Genomic DNA, 18,991 nt, shown 5'->3' on the forward strand with positions numbered 1-18,991 from the left:
AGTCGGCGAGGTGACGATCACATCGACGCGAACCGGCCGTGAGATCGAGGCCGAGCCACCCACCCGTGTCGAGGCTATCGACGAAGAAGAGATCGACGAAAGATCAGCATGCGTCCGGCAAATGTCTCGATGGTCCTGCACGGAGCACCGGAATTCAGGTGCAGCAGACATCGGCGACTTCGAATACGCAAACGGTCAGAATTCAGGGCCTCGATGGGCGTTACACACAGATCTTGAAGGACGGATTTCCGGCGTACGGCGGGTTTTCGGGAAGTCTTAGTTTGCTTGAGATACCACCGCTCGATCTGAAACAGGTCGAGGTTATAAAAGGCCCAAGTGCGACACTTTTCGGCGGTGACGCAATAGCGGGTGTCGTAAACTTTGTCACAAAAGATCCGGGCCGGGTCCGGTCGACCAACTGATCCTAAATCAAACATCCGCGATCGGCACTGATGTTTCTGGATTCAATTCGCAGAAATTCAAGCGATTTGGCTACACACTGCTCGCGTCGACGAATTATCAGAAGGAATACGACGTGGACGATGATGAATTCACCGAGCTGCCGAAAACAAAGGCTTTCGGATTCACGCCAAAGCTGGTTTTCTACCTGAATGACAAAACGACACTGACGGTCGGCAATTCATTCTCGTATCAGGACCGGAAAGGCGGCGACGTTCTCGCTCTTCGCGGCAAGCCGAACGCTTTACACACATATTTTGAGGAGAATAAGTCGCTTCGAAATGTCACAACCTTCAACCTCGACCACCAATTTGCTGACGGAAGCCGCTTTTTGCGAAGCAGAGTTTGCCGTCTTCAGCCGGAAGCTTTCCACGCCGAATTACGGATTTGACGGCGGCCAGTTCAATTCGTTTACCGATGTTTCTTACTCGCGGTTGGTGGGAAAACACGCCTTAGTTTTTGGCGGCAGTGCGATCTATGACCGCTTTCGAGAGGATTCGGCTGGAGTTCTGTCACCCAGAAACGAAACGCGAAGCTACGGCGGCGTTTTTGTTCAGGACACCGTTGATCTAACGAGCAGATTCTCGCTCGAAGCCGGTTTTCGGCTCGACAGGGCCAAGGATTACGGCACATTCGCGTTGCCGCAGTTTCGGGTTTTATCGGTTTACCGACAATTTCACAACCCGGCTCGGTTTCGGACTCGGCTATAAAGCGCCGACGATGTTTACTGAAGAAGCAGAAATACTCCTCTTCCAAAAATGTCGCTGGTGTGGGCAGCGATCTAAAAGCCCGAACGCAGCAAAGGCGGAACGCTAGATCTGAACTATCGCGGTTCGGTAGGGAGAAAAGTTCACCACTCGATCAATCAGATGTTCTTTTACACTGACATAACCGACCCCATCATTCTGAAGCCGGACACTCTCTCAACATCTACCGGTTTCAACTCAATTCCTCCGCCATCAGCAAAGGCATCGAGTCGAACCTTCGCCTCGGCTACGGCGTCGCGAAGCTTTTCGTCGGCTACACGCTCACCGACGCCAAGGCCGGCTATCTCGCAGGGACGCGTCGTTTGACGCTGTTGCCGAAACATCGCGTGAATTCGTCTCTCGTGTTCGAAAAGCACGAGAGTTACAAGTTCGGAGCAGAATTTTACTTACGCGAGCCGACAAACGCTCGAGGATCGATCTTTGACTCGATCAACAGCGGAGGTCGGTCTATTTGGCGAGAAAACCTTCGGCAAGGTCAGCCTTTTCATCAATGGCGAAAACCTGACCGACGTTCGTCAGGGACGCTACGGCCTGGTGGTCATTCCGCCGCACACGAATCCAACTTTCGCCGAGATCTATACGCATCTTGAAGGGCGTGTATTTAACGGTGGAATAAAACTACGGTTTTGATCTAGTGATGATGTCCTTTTCGCTTTTCCGGCGGGATTCCCGCCTGGATCGTGTTTTTGACAAATGAAACGACCGCGGAGATCTGTTCCGGGGTAAGTTTTTCGTGAAAGGCGGGCATTTTGCCCGTTTTTCCGTTTTGACCTGCTCCGTGTATTCAGCCTCTGTGTGGTCGAGCGCGTGGCCGCTGGTGAGCGGGATCCCCTTTTTCGAACCTTCGCCGCTGCCGCCATGACATTCGGCACAGTTCATCTTGTAGATCTCGCCGCCGTTGACAACCGCGACCGTGCCGATCTTTTTGAAACTCGTATAAATGATCGCTGAACCACGCCGTTCGATCTCGAATTCGACTTTGTCGCCGACCTTGATGCTGCCGAGCAGTTCGTGATCGGCAACCATTTCATTCATCTCCATCGCAGCCATATAGCCCGGGATCTCTTCGTGATCTACGGTAACGCGGTCGGTGTAGATGTCGAGCGATTTGACCACACCGACGGACTTGTAGGTTTGTTTATCGGCTGCCGGCGGGACCGCTTTATTCGCCGGGTTGGGTGTGGAACAGGCTGTAAAAAGGAGAGTTACGGCGGTTATGAATAAAAGCTTCATATAGTTAGTAGTGCCGCTCCTAATTCTAGTTCGCGACAGATCGATTGACAATGTTGGCAAATCCAAGATGCTTGGGTTGTTATGGCATCACTGCGGAATCATATCGAATCGGAGCTAAAACTCGCGAGCGACTTTCGTAAGCAGGGCGATCTCGCGTCGGCATTTCGACACCTCGAGCGAGCCCATGTGCTCGGCCAGTCTTTGACCGTCGATCACACGCGTATCCACTGGCGGATGTTAATGCTTGGGCTGCGAATGCGGTCGCCGAGGGAGATCTGGGGACAATTGATCCGGATCGTGGGTGCCGCGACCAAAACTCCGCTCGGCATCTATCCCAAAGGCAACACGGGCGGTGCGAATGTCTGGTTTTTCGAACCGATGCCGGTCGAGAAGGACCTGGCTGAGATTTTAGATTCCGCCAAATAATGCGCCTTTGTGATTTCCGTCACACGCATTCTTTCCAGGCATTCGTATCATCGCTCCGGGTAGACCGGATATGATTTGCAAAACCCGACGTTAGTGCTATATTGAGGTTGATGACCCAGAGATCGACGACAAAAAAGACTTTGGCCGCGTTCGTGCTGGCTTTTCTTTGTTTAAACGTCGGCGGTCTTGTCTGCCTCACCTACTGTTCGCAGATCGCGATGGCATCATCGATGCCGTCTTCTGACGACTCCTACCTTTCCGAACATTGCCGCAGGGCTAAGAAAGAAGCCGAAGAAAAAAATCAAAACGCCGAAAGGTCAGTGCAACTGTCGCTTCGTGCTGCATGATGCCGGTCAGCATGTTTGCTGTTCCGCTTGAAAAGCAGACGCGGGCAACATTGGTTTTGGCTGCTGATTCAGTTCCGGCGGCAAATGTAGAGATCTACAGATTTGCTTCGCCTTCGATCGTTTCATTGCACATAGATCCTACGCCTGTCTATCGCCCTCCACCGCTCGACCGACGCGGTGAACGCATACTTCATTCTGTCATCCGTATCTAAAGCCAGGTTCGTGCGAAGAGCCTTTCTTTGCATGCGCCGTAACCCATGTTCGTGTGCCTAGACACGTTACTAATTACAGCTTTATACGGAGACATATCATGAGATCGAAATTATTAGTCATCTTTACAGCCGTCGTCCTTTTCGGACTCGGCATCGCAGTTTACGCATTCAATTCCACCACGACCAACGCTGAAACAACGGTAGCAGCATCATGCTGCAGCTGCTGCGGCGATTCCTGCCCGATGAAAAAAGCCGGGGACAAAACGACCGGCGAAGCGGCTCACGAATGCTGCTGCAAAGGCGATTCGTGCCCGATGATGTCAAAGGACGCCAAGCACGGCGAAAAAAATGGCGATGGCCGCTAACGGCGAGCATTCCTGCCCGATGATGGCCGAAAAGAAAGACGGCATGGCCGGCCACGACATGAAGGACATGAAGATGGCGAACGGCGAATCTTGCCCGATGATGAAGGACGGCGAAGACGCCAAAATGGCCGAAATGCACAAGGGTATGGCCGGCATGGATCATACCGCACACGCCAAGAGCGGCGATGCCTGCTCATGTGCTTGCTGCAGTCACAACAAAGAAAAGAAAGTCACAAAAGACACAGGAGCGATCTGATCGCGTGAATTAAAGGATTAGGCGCCGTCACCAAGCGACGGCGCTTAATGCCGTTATTTTTTTGCGCCGGCCTAAGTCTACTCAAATCAAATCACACTCGCTTATGAAGTTTTTTTTCGCCTGCGTATGCGTGGCTGTTTCTGCGCTTACAGGGTACTCACAAAATGTCGTCCGTTATGACCTGACGATCGACCATAAAATGGTCAATTACTCGGGCAAAACCGGTCATGCAATTGTGGTCAACGGGCAAATTCCGGGGCCGACACTCGAGTTTACTGAGGGTGATATAGCAGAGATCCACGTCAAGAATAATCTGCACGAGCAATCATCAGTACACTGGCACGGCATACTTTTGCCAAACGAACAGGACGGTGTTCCGTTTCTGACGACAACGCCGATCAAGCCGATGGGCACGCACGTTTTTCGTTTCCCGATCAAGCAGAGCGGCACATATTGGTATCATTCGCATAGCAATCTGCAGGAGCAAATGGGACTGTATGGAGCTCTGATCATCAAGAAGCGCGACGAACCGCCGATGCCGAGCTACACGGTACTTTTCAGCGATTGGACCGACGAACATCCGCACGAAGTGATGCGAAATCTCAAGAACGCGAACGACTGGTACGCGATAAAAAAGGACGCTGTCCAGAGCTACGGCGAAGCGCTAAAAGCTGGTGCGTTCAAGGCAAAATTTCGCCAGGAATGGCAGCGGATGAACGCTATGGACGTCTCGGACGTTTATTACGACGCTTTCCTAGCTAACGGGAAAAAGGAAGATACGGCTCCGCACTTCAAGGCTGGCGACAAGGTACGATTGCGGATCATTAACGGCTCCGCCTCGACCTATTTCTGGATCCAATTTGCCGGAAGCCAGCTTTCAGTCGTTGCGAGCGACGGAATGGATGTCGTCCCGGTTGACGTCGACCGGATGTTGATCGGTATAGCCGAGACCTACGACGTGATCATCACCATTCCCGAGGACAAGTCGTTCGAGCTGCGGGCGACCGCCGAGGATCGCACAAAAGCAACTTCGCTCTGGCTCGGTTCCGGCGAGCGGGTCGCTGCTCCGGTGCTGCCGAAACTCAAACTCTTCGAGGGCATGAAGATGATGAACGACATGGGCAAGCACAAAATGCAGATGAGCTATCAGCAAATGGATATGAACGATGTAATGTATCCGGAAACTGTGCCCGACCCCACGAAGCCCGGTGAATTGCCGCCTGTGACGCTCAACTATGCGATGCTCAAATCGCCGACAAAGACGGAGTTTGCACCTGATAAGCCGCTTCGCGAGATCAAGTTTCGCCTGACCGGCAACATGAATCGCTACATGTGGAGCATGGACGACAAGCCTCTTTCTAAGTCCGACAAGATCCTCATCAAGAAAGGCGAAACCGTTCGTATCACGATATACAACGACACAATGATGCGGCATCCGATGCACCTGCACGGGCATTTCTTCCGGGTACTCAACGGCCAGGGCGAATATTCGCCTCTTAAGAACGTCCTCGACATAATGCCGATGGAAACAGACGTGATCGAGTTCGACGCGAATGAGGAGAAAGACTGGTTCTTTCACTGCCACGTGCTCTATCACATGATGGCGGGCATGGGTCGGGTATTCAGTTACGCCGATTCCCCGCCCAATACACAGGTTCCGCCAACGAAACAGATGTGGAATTATTTCCGGAGTGAGGACAATCGAATGATACATTCGATGTTCAACCTCGCAGCTCAGTCGAATGGTGTTTTTGGCCACGGAATGGTCGCAAACAACTATAATTTCGCGGCAACGCAGTTTCACTTTAATCCTAAACACGGATTCGAGAGCGAGACAAAATTCGGCCGCTACATCGACAAACAGCAGTTCCTTAATATCTATGCCGGCTTCGAAATTAACCGCGAAAAGGAACATGACGAAGGCCGCTGGAAGACGGAGGGTTTCGGAACGCTCGGGTTCGAATACACGCTGCCCATGTTCATCAAAGCTGACGGCCGCGTGAATACAAAAGGCAAATTTCGCCTGCAATTAAGCCGTGAGGACATCGCTCTCTCAAAACGCCTGCGGTTCGACGCGATGTGGAATACGGACAAGGAATATGATCTGAAGATGCGTTATATCCTCGCGAAACGCTGGCAGATCAGCGGGAACTATTACAACCATTTTGGTTTTGGAGGTGGCATAACTTATAGCTACTGATCGGAGAATACTTATGAAAAAGCTGCTATTTATTTCATTTATTTGTGCATTTGCGGCCGCTGCTGAAGCCGCACAAGATCTCGACCCTGTCGACCCTGCGGTGCAAAAACATGTCGGAGCCTCGCTCGCCAGCTATTACGCGCTTAAGGACGCATTGGTTGATTCAAACGTTGAGATCGCAAGTGCGAAAGCTGATGAGCTTCTCAAAACCCTCGATGCGGTCGACACAACGAAGATGACCACGCCTCAGAAAACCCAATGGGGAAAGCTCGAGAAACTTATCCGCACGGATTCGGTCCACATTAACCGCAACAAAGAGATCGAGCATCAGCGGGAACATTTTATAAAGCTCTCCAATAATATGTACGCCCTGGTCTTCGGCTTTAAGGCGAACGAGACCGATGCGTATCTACAATATTGTCCAATGAAAAAGGCTTCCTGGCTTTCCAAAAGCAAGGACATCAAAAATCCGTATTATGGCAGCAAAATGCTCACTTGCGGTTCGGTTAAAGCGACCCTAAAGAAGGGCTGAAATGGAGTTTTTCTATGATAGCATTCAAATCGATACTGATCGTGGCCGCAGCGGCGGTATTTGCAGCTTGTGGATCTCAGTCCAATTCAAATGACGCTACATCGTACGCGAACATGAACCACAACGCCCCGACTGTACCGTCCGCTGAGCGCGGCACGATGGATCATGGCTCGATGGATCACTCGACGATGAAAAGCTCGCCGAATGCGTCCGACGCGCAGTACGACCTGCAGTTCATTGACACCATGATCGCCCATCATCAGGGAGCGGTCGATATGGCCAAGCTCATCCAGGCAAAGGCCCTGAGCGGTGAGTTGAAGAAACTCGGGATAAATATCATTTCATCACAAGAGAAGGAAATTGCGGCTATGCGTGCGTGGCGTGACCAATGGTTCGGCGGCAAACCTCCGGCGATAAATATGGAGATGGCAGGTATGGCAGCCTCGATGACGGGGATGGACATGAAAAAGCTCGATTCCCTAAGCGGAAAAGCATTCGACCTCGAATTCGTCAAACAAATGATCCCTCATCATGAAGGTGCCGTTGTGATGGCGAAAGAGGCTCTAAAGAGATCTAAAAAGGATGAGATAAAGACGCTCGCTGCCGTGATAATTCGTGATCAGCAGGCCGAGATACAGCAGATGACAGGCTGGCAGCAAGAATGGAACAAATGACAGAAAGCTCAACCATAACGGGAAAAAATATCTCGCCACTGCTTTATGCGGCGTGGCTATTTGCTCTCATTGGAACTATCGGCAGCTTGTTTTTGAGTGAGGTAATGCTGTTTCCACCCTGCGTTCTATGCTGGTATCAGCGGATCGCTCTTTATCCGCTGGTCGTGATCATCGGCATCGGCATCGCTATGCGCGATCGCAATGTCACCCGTTACGCCTTGCCCATTTGCCTGATAGGCCTGGCTATAGCGGTCTATCACAATTTGCTTTATATCGGCTTGATCCCCGAGAGCATCACGCCGTGTACGGAAGGCGTTCCATGCAATGCCAAACAGCTCGAGCTGCTCGGGTTCATTACAATTCCGCTGATGGCCCTGGGGGGCTTCGTCAGCATCGCTATATGCCTCATTCTTTCGAGGCCTAAATATAAATAACATTATGAGAAAAGATGTATTAATAATGGGTGTGATCACTCTTTTTGTGATCGTTGCGGCATATTTTGGTGCGGGATATTACCGCAGCTCAGTTCAGAAAGAGGTCAAGCCAAGTACTCCCCCTACAGCCAATAGTGCTTCGCTTGTCCGCGAGGACAGCCCAACGCTCGGCCCTGCGGATGCCAAGGTTACGCTTGTCGAGTTTTACGATCCGGAATGCGAATCGTGCGCATCCTTCTCCCTGGTGGTTAAGAAGCTCCTGAAGGACTACGACGGCAAGCTCCGGCTCGTAGCGAGATATATGCCCCTGCATCCAAATTCAATGCCGGCGGCTTCCTTTATCGAGGCTGCCCGTGAACAGGGTAAGTATTGGGAGGCTCAGGAACTTCTTTTTGCTAAGCAATCTGAATGGGGAGAGAAACACGGTGCTCCGATCGACGCCCCAAAGCCTAACATTAATGCCCTGTTTGATAAATACGCAAAAGAACTGGGCCTAGACATGAACAAAGCAGGTCAGGCGATCATGGAGAATCGCTATGTTCCTAAGATCGAACGCGACAAAAAAGACGGTCAGGCTCTAGGCGTTCGCCGAACCCCGACCTTCTTCGTAAATGGCCGCGAACTCGCCCGCTTCAGCGAATCGGACCTGCGAGCATTGATCGAAGAGGAAATGAAAAAATAGAGTTCGAATGTTAGTTTAGATAAACCGATGCGAAATCTTATTATTACCGCTCTCTTCATTGTCCTTTCTGGCGCTTCGGCATTTGCTCAAAAGGACGGCCCCGTAAAACTCAAAGGCCAGGTGGTTTGTTCGTCATGTTGGTTCGAGGCAAGCGACCGCAAGAAAAACCCATACGGAACTACCGCGGACATCGAATGTGCTATCGACTGTTCCAAAAAGGACCTGCCGCAAGCTTTGGCCGTTGAAGACGAAAAAGGGTTTACCCTCTACCTACTAGAGAAAGGAGCGTTCAAAACCACTGGCAAAGATTTTCTTGATATCGTTCCCAAGACAGTTGAGATCGAGGGTGATCTCCGCACGGAAAAGGATAAGCGATTCGTCAAGGTAAATTCGCTTAAGGTGATCAAAGAGACCTTTGTTAAGCCGACGCCTGTCTCGGATGATGCTGTTCTCGCCCTGAAAGACCTTACTGGTGCCGAGCAAAGCCTTGCGGGGTATCGAGGTCGCGTAGTCGTTCTAAATTTTTGGGCGACTTGGTGCGAGCCCTGCAAAAAAGAAATGCCCGACCTGTCGGCGATACAGAACGACTACGCGGCCCTTGGCGTTCAGGTGATCGGAGCCTCAGGCGACGCTGCTTCAGACTCCGCAAAGGTATTAAAATTTATTCGGGAATACAAGCTGAATTTTCCGGTCTGGGTCGGAACAGCGACGACCGATATGGAGCGATTTGGTGTCGGAACTGTACTGCCCGCGACGGTAATAATTGACCGCGACGGTAAGATCGTCTGGCGCGAGATCGGGATCATCAAGCCCGCGGAGTTAAGAAAAGAACTGGATAAACTTCTGCTTCCGAAAGTCACGGAAGCGGTAAAAGTCGCGAAGGCGGATAAAGCTAAAACAAAAAATACGTCGCTCGTTCCTGCCTGACCTGTCTGACCAGGCGAAGGCCAGGCTGTCCGGGGGACGGCCGATAACCCTAAGAAATTCACTGCCGGCATTCGGCTGATCCACGGTCAGGTGGACAGGGCCGCAGTGCGCGCGACTCTCATTTATCGCTGGCATCCCCGCATTCATTTCGGCGTCGAATATAATCCAAAGGTCGGCGAGGTTCGCCCTTTGCTCACTCTCATTCCGGTCACGGAAACACAAAATCGCCCGGCGATCATCTTCGGCGTCAGTTCCGACCGCATCGGCACGCCATCGGGAACATCGCTTTATCTAACTGCCAGCAAAGATCTCGAGCACTGGACCGGCCTGCCGATCGCTCCGTACGGAGGCATCGTTTGGGGCTCCTACGAACATAAATTTCGGGCCATCGGCGGCCTGAATATCCGTTTTCACCCGCGTTTAAGCTCGCTGATCCAGTTCGACGGCGTAAAGGTACATCCTGGAATGACTTACACTTTCAGCGAAGCTCACGCCGTGACATTTCTCATGATCCGCGGCAAAAGCCCTGGCATGACCTACACGTTTTCGTTTTGATTTTGGGATCAGAAGTGGTGCCCCCGGTAGGATTCGAACCTACAGCCAACAGATTATGAGTCTGCTGCTCTAACCGTTGAGCTACAGGGGCAACCATTAAAAGTTTAATTTAATCTCGAATTTCCCGCAAATTCGAATTAATTAAGGAGCGGGCGAAAGATGGCCGCTCTGCGGACTTTTGCGATCGCTTCTGCCGCATCCAAGCCTGGATTTTCTGAGGCGTACGCGGCCGAGATCTCGTCATTTGTCTTTTCGTTGAGGATGCTTTCGAGTACGAACATCTCCGCATCGCCGAAATTTGGGATTCCGAGGGCGTTCGAGGTTTCGACGCCGATGACACGGGTTTCGGCAAGGTCAAAGACCCAATCCAACACCTTTTCGACTGGGTCCGCGTCTGGAAATCGCTGCCTGATCAAGGAAAAAATGCGGCTGCGGTCGTCAACATTCATTAGCAACGCCATGAAAAAGCGGTGCTCGGGATTCGTGACGAAGCTCCGTCGATTTACTATCTCGTCGATCGCAGCAAGACGGTCGAAGATCGGCTTAAATATCTCGCCGTTCTTGCCATGACGGCGGTTGACCACGTCGAGAAACTGCTGAAATCTCGAAACCGCTCCGTCTATTTTAAATAACTGCTCGAGCTGATTCGCTCCAACCAAATGACGCAGGCGGCTGAGGATGACAAACGATGTCTGCAGATCGCTTGACTCGAGAAGTTCAGTCGCCATGCGGTCCGCTTCGGGGTGTTTTGCACGAAAAGCCGCTGAAAGGATCTGGAGTTTTTTCGTGATTGTCGGCTGTTCAAAGAACGGGTCGATCGCGAGATTTGGTTTTTCGTACGCAAATTGCGGCAGGTGAAGCGGCGAGCGATCTGTACGGACGACTATCGTCGCAGACGGCATTTCGAGGTGAAAGAGTGCGTGAATGTACCGCTTTCCCGCAATGATCTCCTGCACAGCCCCAACCTCGAGCAACTCACAGACCTTTAGGCTCATTTCGCCGATCTCGGCGAAGGTGTTTATCACCTCTTGCGTCTCAAATTCGTACCAACTATGGATGCTCGAACCCATCAGCACCTGAAAAGCCCCGCAAAAGCCGTGCTGATGTATCGCCGTTGTTCCCTCGAACCAGAAATACAGATCGATGTGAAAACGCGGCGCCGAGAATATTGTTATCGGCGGATCGGCAAAATTGCCGTGCAGATCACGCTGGGGCGGCAATTCACGCTGCTTTAGCGACCATTCGACAACATCCCAGGCAGTCAATTTTGACGGGAGACCAGCCCGTCTGAGAGCTTCGGCAGCGATGGCGGGCAATTCTTCTTCGTTGTAATTCTTTTCGAGCCAGAGAGTTTCGATCTCGTCGCCGAGTTTTTGAAATAATTCCATACCTTAAAGCTATGAGAATGCCTGCATTAGAACCACCATTCTAGTTTTCTTCAAATTTCGGCTTTTTACTGCTCACTTTTTTGTACGTTCCCGACGCCATAACATTGTGGCCAAATCCGCAGTCAGCATCCGATCCGTCCTGGGTGATCTTTAGCGTTCCGGCCTTCACAAAAAGCAGCGTGATCTTGCATTTTCCATCTTCGCTGTTAAATATCGCCGTGTCTCCGCTGATCGAGGCTTCTTCGTCGAGTGTGCCGAGATTTGCCATCGGCTCACCGTTTCGCATCGAATATGGATAGACTAGATCAAGGGCAAAGCGTATCTTGCCGCCGCCCAGTGCGAGAATTTTGACGTCGTTTGAAAATTCCTTAAACTTACCCGAAAAGTTCATTCTGAATGTCCCGTTGACCTCAGCCGCCGAAACGCTCGCACGAGATTGAGCAGACATAGCGGACGAGAACAGCATCAAACACGAGAAGGCAAAAATCACAATAGATAGATGTTTACGCATATTCTCCTTTTCGATAAACCACTTTATCTGCTATATTTTGCCTGACTCTTCCGTAAATTTAAACCGATAAACCGAGGTATCTAGATGAGCACTAACGCAAGTGATCTAACCCCGAAGGCCGGACGCGAATTCTTCGGCCACCCTAAAGGACTCCCGACTCTTTTCATGACCGAGATGTGGGAACGCTTCTCGTTCTACGGCATCCGGCCGTTGTTGATCCTGTTTATGACCGCCACCCTGATGAATGGCGGATTTGGCTTCGAACGCCCGAAAGCGGCTGCGATCGTCGGCATTTATGCGGCGTGCGTCTATCTGTCCTCGCTTCCCGGCGGGTGGATAGCCGACCGGCTGCTTGGGCTGCGAAAAGCGATCCTGTACGGTGCCGTACTGATCACGGCGGGTCACCTATCGATCGGATTGTCAGGATTTTTCGGTGGCAAAGTTATGTTCTTTGTCGGTCTGATCCTGATCGTTCTCGGTACCGGTTTGCTCAAGCCAAATATCTCGGCTATCGTCGGCGACCTGTATCCCGAGGGCGGGGAACGGCGTGACGCGGGTTTCTCGATCTTCTACATGGGTATCAACATGGGTGCTACCTTTGGCCAGTTGATCACGGGAATACTTGGCGAAAAATATGGTTTCCACTGGGGCTTCGGCGCTGCCGGCGTGGGTATGCTGTTCGGCCTGATCTGGTTTGCCGTCCGTGCCCGCACGACGCTCGGAAATATCGGTATCGAGCGAAGCCGCGATCCAGACCCAACTATCCAGGCTGGATACGAATCGCGTGTAAAGGTGGCGGTAGCGGTCGGCCTTGCAATAATTACGTTGATGGTCATTCTGACGGCGACCGGCGTGATCGTTTTAGATCCGCAGGTGGTTGGCGGCTATATGCTCTACGCCTTGGTTGGCCTCGCGATCGCTTTCTTTGTGTTTATGTTCGTGGCCGGCAAACTAAATGCTGATGAGAAAAAACGTGTGGTCGTGATCGGTGTTTTGTTTCTGTTTGCGGCGATCTTTTGGGCGGCATTCGAGCAGGCCCCGACCTCGCTCAATCTCTTTGCAAAGGATTTTACGGAACGTCATATTGGCTCATTTGAAGTGCCGGCGTTGTGGTTCCAGTCGATGAATTCGGCATTTATCATCATTTTTGCACCAATTTTTGCAATCATTTGGACCTGGCTTGGAAAGAAAAACATCAGCATCTCCGCTCCGGCTAAGTTCGCCCTCGGCCTTACCATGGCAGCCGTCGGATTTTTCATAATGATATTTCCGGCGAATATGCTGGTGGCTAGCGGCGGGTTGCTTAAGGTTTCGGCCTGGTGGCTGGCGATCAGCTATCTATTTCAAACCTGGGGCGAATTGCTTCTGAGCCCGGTCGGACTCTCGTCCATGACAAAACTCGCCCCTCGCCGTTTTGTCGGCCAAATGATGGGTATATGGTTCCTTGCGGCTTCAGTAGGAAACCTGATCGCAGGACTGGTCGGCGGCAGCGTCGACCCTGAAAAGCTCGAGCAGACGCCTCAGCTCTTTACTTGGACGACCATCGCACTTGTTGTCTCGGCAGTGATCTTAGGCTTGCTTGCGATCCCGATCGCGCGAATGATGAAGAATACCGAAGATGTCGAGATGCCGGAAACGGCAGTTTGAGACACGGTAACGATTAAAAAAAGAGGGCTGACGAGTTAATTCTCTTCAGCCCTCTTTAAGTTCACCGTTCTCTCTGTCTGAAAGCCGCCATCGCCTCGGCCGCTCCGGCGTGCATTATCTCTGGTTTGTGGTATTTCCAGTATTTTTCAAACTCTTCTTCCGACATCTGCGTATTCTCCTGACGAGTTTTTTCCTTGAGAAAATTCTCAGCCCAGGCCCTTGTATCCATATCTGTGTTCAACGCCGTGCGGGCGCCGTGCATCAAATTATCGCGTTCCATTTGTATGTCCCCTTATGCTACTTTTGAGAATGTTACTTTTGAGAACAAGCCATTTTACTGGAGCTTTTTTGTGAAAAAAATTCTTGCCTCGTTCCTCACAATATTATCATTACTGCCATCTTTAGGCATCGCTCAAAAAGTCGAGCGGATCGGTCCGAAGCTGCAGGCGCCGCCGTTAAATCAGCAGGCACCGTACGAGATCCCGATCGTAACCAAAACTCTCGCCAACGGTCTGCAGATAATCGTTCTTCCCGACGCTTCGGTACCATTGGTCACGGTCGAATTAGCGGTGCGCAACGGATCATTTACCGAACCGCCCGAGCTCAACGGCCTATCGCACCTTTATGAACACATGTTCTTCAAGACGAACAAAGCGACCGCTGTTTTCCGTTGCGAGTATCTACAGTTTCGTAATATGAACGCCTATCGCCAATTCGGCTGCGACAACGAAATGAAGCTCAAGCCCGAATTGAAAGACGTGAGTTACGTGGGCCAGATCGACCAACTCGGTATCGTAAACAACGGCACTACCCGCGAAGAGGTTGTCCAATACTACTTCACCACCACGAGCCCGAACATTCTACCCGCGTTGCGATTTATCAAGGACGCGGCCCGATATCCTGTGTTTGATCCTGAGGAATTTGCGGGAGAGAAGGCAAACGTTCTCGCGGAGCTCGACCGCAACCTTTCCCAGCCCGGCTATTATTTGAACCAGGAATCTCTCGACCGGCTCTTCTACAAATATCCGACCCGCAAGAGCCCGGGCGGAACACGAGCAACCGTGGCCGCTGCAACGACCGATCAAATGCGGCTGATCCAATCCCGATATTATGTACCGAATAATTCGGCGCTTGTCGTGACGGGCGACGTCGATCCGCAGAATATCTTTAAGCTTGGCGAAGAGCTTTTTGGCGACTGGAAAAAGAGCGAAGATCCATTCATCAAGTTCCCGCTCGTCGAGCATCCGCCGCTCGCAAAAAGCGAAGGTGCGATCGTCAATCAGCCGGTTCAAAGCGTTCTCGTACAAATCAGTTGGCAAGGTCCTTCGATCGGTAAAGACGATGCGGCGACTTACGCCGCTGATGTGTTTTCGTTCATTATCCGTCAGCCGGATTCTCGGTTTCAGCGGGCGTTGGTGGATTCGCAATTAACAACTGGCTCGAATATCGGCTACTACACGCAGCGAAACGTTGGCCCGATCCAGGCGATCGTTTCGACCACGCCTGAGAAGGCGAAGGCCGCAATGAAGGCTCTTTATACCGAGATCGCACAGTTCGATAAGCCGGGATATTTTACAGACGAAGAGCTCGAAAACGCGAAAACCCTGATCGAAGCTGATGATCTCTACAGCCGCGAGAAACTCAGTGAGTACACGCACACTCTGAGCTTTTGGTGGTCGACGACGGGCATCGATTATTTCCGCGGTTATCACAAAAATCTACGTGCGACGACGCGTGCCGATATTATCAAATACGTGAAAACCTACATCCAAAACAAACCGCACGTCTCGATCGCCCTGATCTCGCCCGAACAGCAGGCGATCGCAAAACTTACGCCAGAAGACCTGATCGGAGGTAAACAATAATGTATAGATCTACGATCAAGTTCGTCCTTTTCATCTCGATCGCACTCACGTCCGTGCAGCTCGGATATTCCCAGACCGTCCGCACAGCACCAGGACAGATAACTGAGTTCGATGTGAACGGAATGAAGGTTCTCATTAAACGCCGTCTAGGAACGCCGACGGTCGCGGCAGGACTATATTTTCGCGGCGGGGTCAAAAACCTGACGGCCGATAATGCCGGTATCGAGGGCTTCGCCCTAAATATCGCTGCGGAAGGTACTAGATCATATCCGCGCCAAAAGCTTCGTAAAGAGACTTCGAGCGTGGGAACGGTCATCTCAGCCGGTGCAAATTACGATTTCAGCACGCTGGCGATGGCGTGTACTAAGCAGAGCTTCGAGAATTCCTGGAAGATATTTGTCGACGTGGCTATCAACCCCGCCTTCGCTCCGGAAGATGTCGAACGCGTTCGCGGGACTTTCTTGACCGGCCTGCGAGCACAGACCGATTCGCCCGAAGGTGCTCTGGATTTCGTGAACGATAGCATTCTCTATGCCGGACATCCATACACGAACAGCCCCCAGGGAACGGTAGCAAACATCACAAGATTCAAGGCCTCCGACCTCGCCGCCTACCATCGCGGCCTCGTCCAAGCATCGCGGATGCTTCTTGTGATCGTTGGCGATCTTGAACCAACAGATCTTCAAAAGCAGATCGAGGCTTCTTTTGGGAAATTACCTCGCGGCGATTATAAAGACAATCCGCTGCCTCCGCTTAATTTTTCCAAGCCAACCGTCGACATCACCGCCAAGGCGGTTGAGACCAATTATGTAAAAGGAACATTTGCTGCACCTTCTATTCGCGACGCTGATTATTATGCGATGCGAACCGCAATGACGGTTTTGCAGCAGCGTGTGTTTGAAGAAGTTCGCGGCAAGAGAAATCTTTCATATGCTCCGGATGCAGAACTCGATGATATGGCTGCAAACACCGCTTCGATCTCAGCCTCGACGACGCGTCCTAACGAAGCCGTTGCGGTCATGCTCGACGAGATCAATAAGATAAAACAAGGTTCGGTCGATGCTGAGACTATCGGCCAGATGGGAGCATATTTCCTGACGACCTATTACCTGAAAGAAGAAACGAACGCCGCACAGGCAGCCGAACTCGCCCAATATGAATTGCTTGGCGGTGGTTGGAGAAATTCACTGGAGTTTCTTGACCGTATGCGGAAGGTAAAACCGGCTGAAATACAGGCAGCGGCGAATAAATATATGAAGAATATTCGCTTTGTCATAGTTGGAAACCCGGCCGACGTCGATAAAGCCTTTTTTCTTCAAAATTAACGATTCATAGATCAATAAGGCCGCGAGGGAACGAGTGTCTTCGATCCTACGCGGCCTTGTTTTGCCAAAACGAAATAGTTTAATTCGAATCCGGCTTCTCCTTGCGCGAGGGTAAAGCAGGTTTATCGCTTGATTTCGGCTCGCTCTTGGCAGGCGGGGTCTCCTTTTTTGGTGCCGGTTGAGCCGGAGTCTCACGCGGAGCCCTTTCAGTTTGTTTCGGCGGGTCGTACCGCGGCGTCTCGCGAGGTGGAGGTGTATATCGCGGTGTCTCTTTGGTTGGTGGCGTTGTATAAACCGGCGTTTCACGAACGGACGGCGTTCGTCGCGGCTTCTCGGGCTCGGTTTCGGGCGGCATTCTTCCCGGATCGACCTTAGTGACGATAGGTGGACGCTCGACCGCACCTGTCTTACGCGGCTCGGCCAGTCGAACTACTGGTTCGCGGACCGACGGCTCTGTTTCAGGCGTTCTTTGCGGCGGGCGGCCGCCGAAGATGCGTTTGGTTCGCAGTTCTTCGTCCATTGGAGCGTCGGACTTTCGAGGTGCAGCACCGACACGGGTTTTCATAATGACCGGATCGACCGGCGGCCTCTCCGTCACAATATCGATACTTCGCCGGCGGTCCTTGTAAGTTGGCAAAGTCGTCGCTGTCCCAGATCCGGGATCTTTCGTGAGTATTGTTCTTGCGATCGCAGGTGTTGCGGTTTTTGCGTGTGCATTGCGGCTGCCAAAATCCTTCGTATCAACTGAAACTACGCCGGTTATGGGAACATCCGGATCTTTACCATTGGTGACACGGCCGGGCGGAATTCTCCCGGGACCGTTTCCTAGCGGAGCCCGCGGCGTGCGAGTGCTAACTTTAGTATTCCGCGGCGTCTGGTGATTCCAATTATAGTTGTATCGACGTCGATGATATCCGAGCGGATACCAGCAGACGTTGTTGTTAAAAATATTGATGACGACGTACGCCGGAGACCACCAGCTTCGGCTCGAACGATAGTATCCATAAGGCGACCAAACCCAGCGTCCGCCGTAAGAGAACCAGCGCCCGTGATGGTACGTCGCCCAGCCCCACGGCTCATCGTTGACCCAGACCCAGCCGTACGGCTGCATCCACCGCCAGTGTCCGTAACGGTACGGCGACCAATCGGAATACTGTGCGAGAGCAAGGCGGCTCGGGCTCCATACATAACCGTAATCGGTCGTGTTTATCCACTCTCCGTTGTCGCTGAGGTCCTCGGCTCCGTAAATGTCGTCGTCGTAATATTTGTTGTAATAGCCGTCACTTAGGCGTTTTGCGACGACCGCTTCGCGATCAGAGGCCCACTGGCTAAAATCGTCGTCGAACTGCGATGCATCCGTATTTTCCCAATCTCCCGAATTTCTTCCCGCGACGAAGATCCGGGTGCCACGCCCGTCCTTTAAGGTGAATCCTGCGTTATCGGAATAGATGCGAGCCTCTCCGCCTTCGCTAACGCTAGCACGAACTTCGTCGTCACCTTCTTTTCCGGCATCGATCCGATAGCGTCCGGCTTTTTGCACCGCAAGAGTTGTTCTTGGGGCATCGATCTCAAAAAATGAAACGGCCTTATCAAATGCCGTTATCCGCAAACTCATCGTTCCGAGCGAAAGGCTGAGAGCAATTCCCTCGTCCTTCAACGTAATGACCTTCAGATAAGAATCAGCGTCGAGCCGCAAATGCTTATTTTTATCAAACTGGATCTCGATCTTCGCACCGCCATCCGTGCTGATCTCGTCTCCCTCGACCAGCGGTAAGTTGAGCGTTAGGGTTTCCCAGTCATCCGAACCGCTCCGACGAACTTTAGCCTCCCCTTCGATAAAGCTGATGCGAGCAACGCGATCAGTGATCTCGGGCTCGTCATCATCATCAATGACCTGCATATTCAGGGCTGTTGGAAGATTAACTGCTTTCGCTGGCGATCCGGCCCAAAGCGAACCGGACAGACTCATTACTCCGATGAGAATAGCCAAAAGACGTTTTGCTGAAATGTTCATAACGATGCACCCCTAAAGCGATTATTTCTTTGGTCGGAAGAGTGATCGAAACCAAAGTGTTTCATTAGCACTTAAGAATAAAGCAATAATTGTTCCAAGGATCGAAAGCCGACTCATGTGGTGAAATAACTAAGTTAGCACGACCTCGATCGTCCAAACGGCCACCAAATCG

The 18,991-nt window shown here is 51.8% G+C and carries 24 protein-coding genes and 1 tRNA gene; 18 read left to right on the plus strand and 7 right to left on the minus strand.

The genetic code is table 11. The features are described 5' to 3' along the window. Positions 1-65 precede the first annotated feature (65 nt). The 3 genes from IPG22_02750 to IPG22_02760 all read left to right on the plus strand — a co-directional run bounded on the left by IPG22_02750 (position 66) and on the right by IPG22_02760 (position 1,169). Entirely contained in the window at positions 66-422 is a 357-nt protein-coding gene (locus IPG22_02750) for a TonB-dependent receptor plug domain-containing protein (GenBank protein ID MBK6587226.1), read from the plus strand. A gap of 113 nt (positions 423-535) precedes the next feature. After that, positions 536-850 (plus strand): hypothetical protein, encoded by a 315-nt coding sequence (locus tag IPG22_02755; protein MBK6587227.1) that lies wholly within the window; start codon positions 536-538, stop codon positions 848-850. Continuing rightward, positions 741-1,169 carry a TonB-dependent receptor gene (locus tag IPG22_02760; protein ID MBK6587228.1) on the plus strand — a complete coding sequence of 143 codons (429 nt, stop codon included), beginning with the start codon at positions 741-743 and terminating at the stop codon, positions 1,167-1,169. Before IPG22_02755 ends, IPG22_02760 begins: the two co-directional genes overlap by 110 nt. Before the next feature lie 167 nt (positions 1,170-1,336). Here IPG22_02760 and IPG22_02765 read toward each other — a convergent pair whose 3' ends face one another. Further along, positions 1,337-1,549, minus strand: a complete 213-nt coding sequence (locus tag IPG22_02765) for a hypothetical protein (protein MBK6587229.1) — start codon at positions 1,547-1,549, stop codon at positions 1,337-1,339. A gap of 97 nt (positions 1,550-1,646) precedes the next feature. Between IPG22_02765 and IPG22_02770 the strand changes: the two genes are divergently transcribed. Further along, complete coding sequence (locus IPG22_02770; GenBank protein MBK6587230.1) at positions 1,647-1,856, plus strand: hypothetical protein; 210 nt, start codon at positions 1,647-1,649, stop codon at positions 1,854-1,856. Here the strand turns inward: IPG22_02770 and IPG22_02775 are convergent. After that, positions 1,845-2,459, minus strand: a complete 615-nt coding sequence (locus IPG22_02775) for a copper-binding protein (protein ID MBK6587231.1) — start codon at positions 2,457-2,459, stop codon at positions 1,845-1,847. The two genes, IPG22_02770 and IPG22_02775, sit on opposite strands and share 12 nt — an antisense overlap. An 81-nt stretch (positions 2,460-2,540) precedes the next feature. Between IPG22_02775 and IPG22_02780 the strand changes: the two genes are divergently transcribed. From IPG22_02780 to IPG22_02830, 11 genes are all read left to right on the plus strand, one after another. Then, positions 2,541-2,885, plus strand: a complete 345-nt coding sequence (locus tag IPG22_02780; protein MBK6587232.1) for a DUF3703 domain-containing protein — start codon at positions 2,541-2,543, stop codon at positions 2,883-2,885. Between the two features lie 358 nt (positions 2,886-3,243). Further along, positions 3,244-3,444 carry a hypothetical protein gene (locus IPG22_02785; protein ID MBK6587233.1) on the plus strand — a complete coding sequence of 67 codons (201 nt, stop codon included), beginning with the start codon at positions 3,244-3,246 and terminating at the stop codon, positions 3,442-3,444. A 98-nt stretch (positions 3,445-3,542) separates the two neighbouring features. Further along, complete coding sequence (locus IPG22_02790; GenBank protein MBK6587234.1) at positions 3,543-3,809, plus strand: hypothetical protein; 267 nt, start codon at positions 3,543-3,545, stop codon at positions 3,807-3,809. After that, a complete protein-coding gene (locus IPG22_02795) occupies positions 3,793-4,065 on the plus strand; it encodes a hypothetical protein (GenBank protein MBK6587235.1) in 273 nt (90 codons plus the stop codon). Before IPG22_02790 ends, IPG22_02795 begins: the two co-directional genes overlap by 17 nt. A gap of 103 nt (positions 4,066-4,168) precedes the next feature. Next, positions 4,169-6,265 (plus strand): multicopper oxidase domain-containing protein, encoded by a 2,097-nt coding sequence (locus tag IPG22_02800; GenBank protein MBK6587236.1) that lies wholly within the window; start codon positions 4,169-4,171, stop codon positions 6,263-6,265. Positions 6,266-6,278: 13 nt separating this feature from the next. After that, the gene (locus tag IPG22_02805) at positions 6,279-6,797 is read left to right on the plus strand and encodes a DUF3347 domain-containing protein (protein MBK6587237.1); all 519 of its coding nucleotides are present in this window, start codon (positions 6,279-6,281) and stop codon (positions 6,795-6,797) included. 14 nt (positions 6,798-6,811) lie between these two features. Then, positions 6,812-7,471, plus strand: coding sequence for a DUF305 domain-containing protein (locus IPG22_02810; GenBank protein ID MBK6587238.1), 660 nt, complete (start codon positions 6,812-6,814; stop codon positions 7,469-7,471). Further along, positions 7,468-7,905: a disulfide bond formation protein B gene (locus tag IPG22_02815; GenBank protein ID MBK6587239.1), complete on the plus strand. Its 438-nt coding sequence runs from the start codon at positions 7,468-7,470 to the stop codon at positions 7,903-7,905. Before IPG22_02810 ends, IPG22_02815 begins: the two co-directional genes overlap by 4 nt. A 4-nt stretch (positions 7,906-7,909) precedes the next feature. Next, a complete protein-coding gene (locus tag IPG22_02820) occupies positions 7,910-8,587 on the plus strand; it encodes a thioredoxin domain-containing protein (GenBank protein MBK6587240.1) in 678 nt (225 codons plus the stop codon). A gap of 27 nt (positions 8,588-8,614) precedes the next feature. Next, a complete protein-coding gene (locus IPG22_02825) occupies positions 8,615-9,514 on the plus strand; it encodes a TlpA family protein disulfide reductase (GenBank protein MBK6587241.1) in 900 nt (299 codons plus the stop codon). Positions 9,515-9,619: 105 nt separating this feature from the next. Then, the gene (locus IPG22_02830) at positions 9,620-10,069 is read left to right on the plus strand and encodes a hypothetical protein (GenBank protein ID MBK6587242.1); all 450 of its coding nucleotides are present in this window, start codon (positions 9,620-9,622) and stop codon (positions 10,067-10,069) included. A 15-nt stretch (positions 10,070-10,084) separates the two neighbouring features. Here IPG22_02830 and IPG22_02835 read toward each other — a convergent pair. The 3 genes from IPG22_02835 to IPG22_02845 form a co-directional block, all read right to left on the minus strand. After that, a tRNA-Ile gene (locus IPG22_02835) sits at positions 10,085-10,160 on the minus strand. 46 nt (positions 10,161-10,206) lie between these two features. After that, a complete protein-coding gene (locus IPG22_02840; GenBank protein MBK6587243.1) occupies positions 10,207-11,457 on the minus strand; it encodes a hypothetical protein in 1,251 nt (416 codons plus the stop codon). 40 nt (positions 11,458-11,497) lie between these two features. Next, entirely contained in the window at positions 11,498-11,968 is a 471-nt protein-coding gene (locus tag IPG22_02845) for a hypothetical protein (GenBank protein ID MBK6587244.1), read from the minus strand. An 84-nt stretch (positions 11,969-12,052) separates the two neighbouring features. Here IPG22_02845 and IPG22_02850 point away from each other — a divergent pair, with 84 nt between their 5' ends. Further along, positions 12,053-13,615 carry a peptide MFS transporter gene (locus tag IPG22_02850; protein ID MBK6587245.1) on the plus strand — a complete coding sequence of 521 codons (1,563 nt, stop codon included), beginning with the start codon at positions 12,053-12,055 and terminating at the stop codon, positions 13,613-13,615. A 61-nt stretch (positions 13,616-13,676) separates the two neighbouring features. Here the strand turns inward: IPG22_02850 and IPG22_02855 are convergent, their stop codons facing one another. After that, entirely contained in the window at positions 13,677-13,895 is a 219-nt protein-coding gene (locus IPG22_02855; GenBank protein ID MBK6587246.1) for a hypothetical protein, read from the minus strand. 70 nt (positions 13,896-13,965) lie between these two features. Between IPG22_02855 and IPG22_02860 the strand changes: the two genes are divergently transcribed. Together IPG22_02860 and IPG22_02865 are read left to right on the plus strand one after the other, a co-directional pair. Beyond that, positions 13,966-15,480 (plus strand): insulinase family protein, encoded by a 1,515-nt coding sequence (locus IPG22_02860; GenBank protein ID MBK6587247.1) that lies wholly within the window; start codon positions 13,966-13,968, stop codon positions 15,478-15,480. After that, positions 15,480-16,805: an insulinase family protein gene (locus tag IPG22_02865; protein ID MBK6587248.1), complete on the plus strand. Its 1,326-nt coding sequence runs from the start codon at positions 15,480-15,482 to the stop codon at positions 16,803-16,805. The genes IPG22_02860 and IPG22_02865 overlap by 1 nt, the downstream gene beginning before the upstream one ends. A gap of 79 nt (positions 16,806-16,884) precedes the next feature. On the opposite strand, the gene IPG22_02870 is transcribed toward IPG22_02865, so the two are convergent. Next, positions 16,885-18,819 (minus strand): FecR domain-containing protein, encoded by a 1,935-nt coding sequence (locus IPG22_02870; GenBank protein ID MBK6587249.1) that lies wholly within the window; start codon positions 18,817-18,819, stop codon positions 16,885-16,887. Positions 18,820-18,991: the final 172 nt, after the last annotated feature.

This window comes from Acidobacteriota bacterium (assembly GCA_016703965.1).
In the GTDB taxonomy this organism is placed as follows: Bacteria; Acidobacteriota; Blastocatellia; order Pyrinomonadales; family Pyrinomonadaceae; genus OLB17.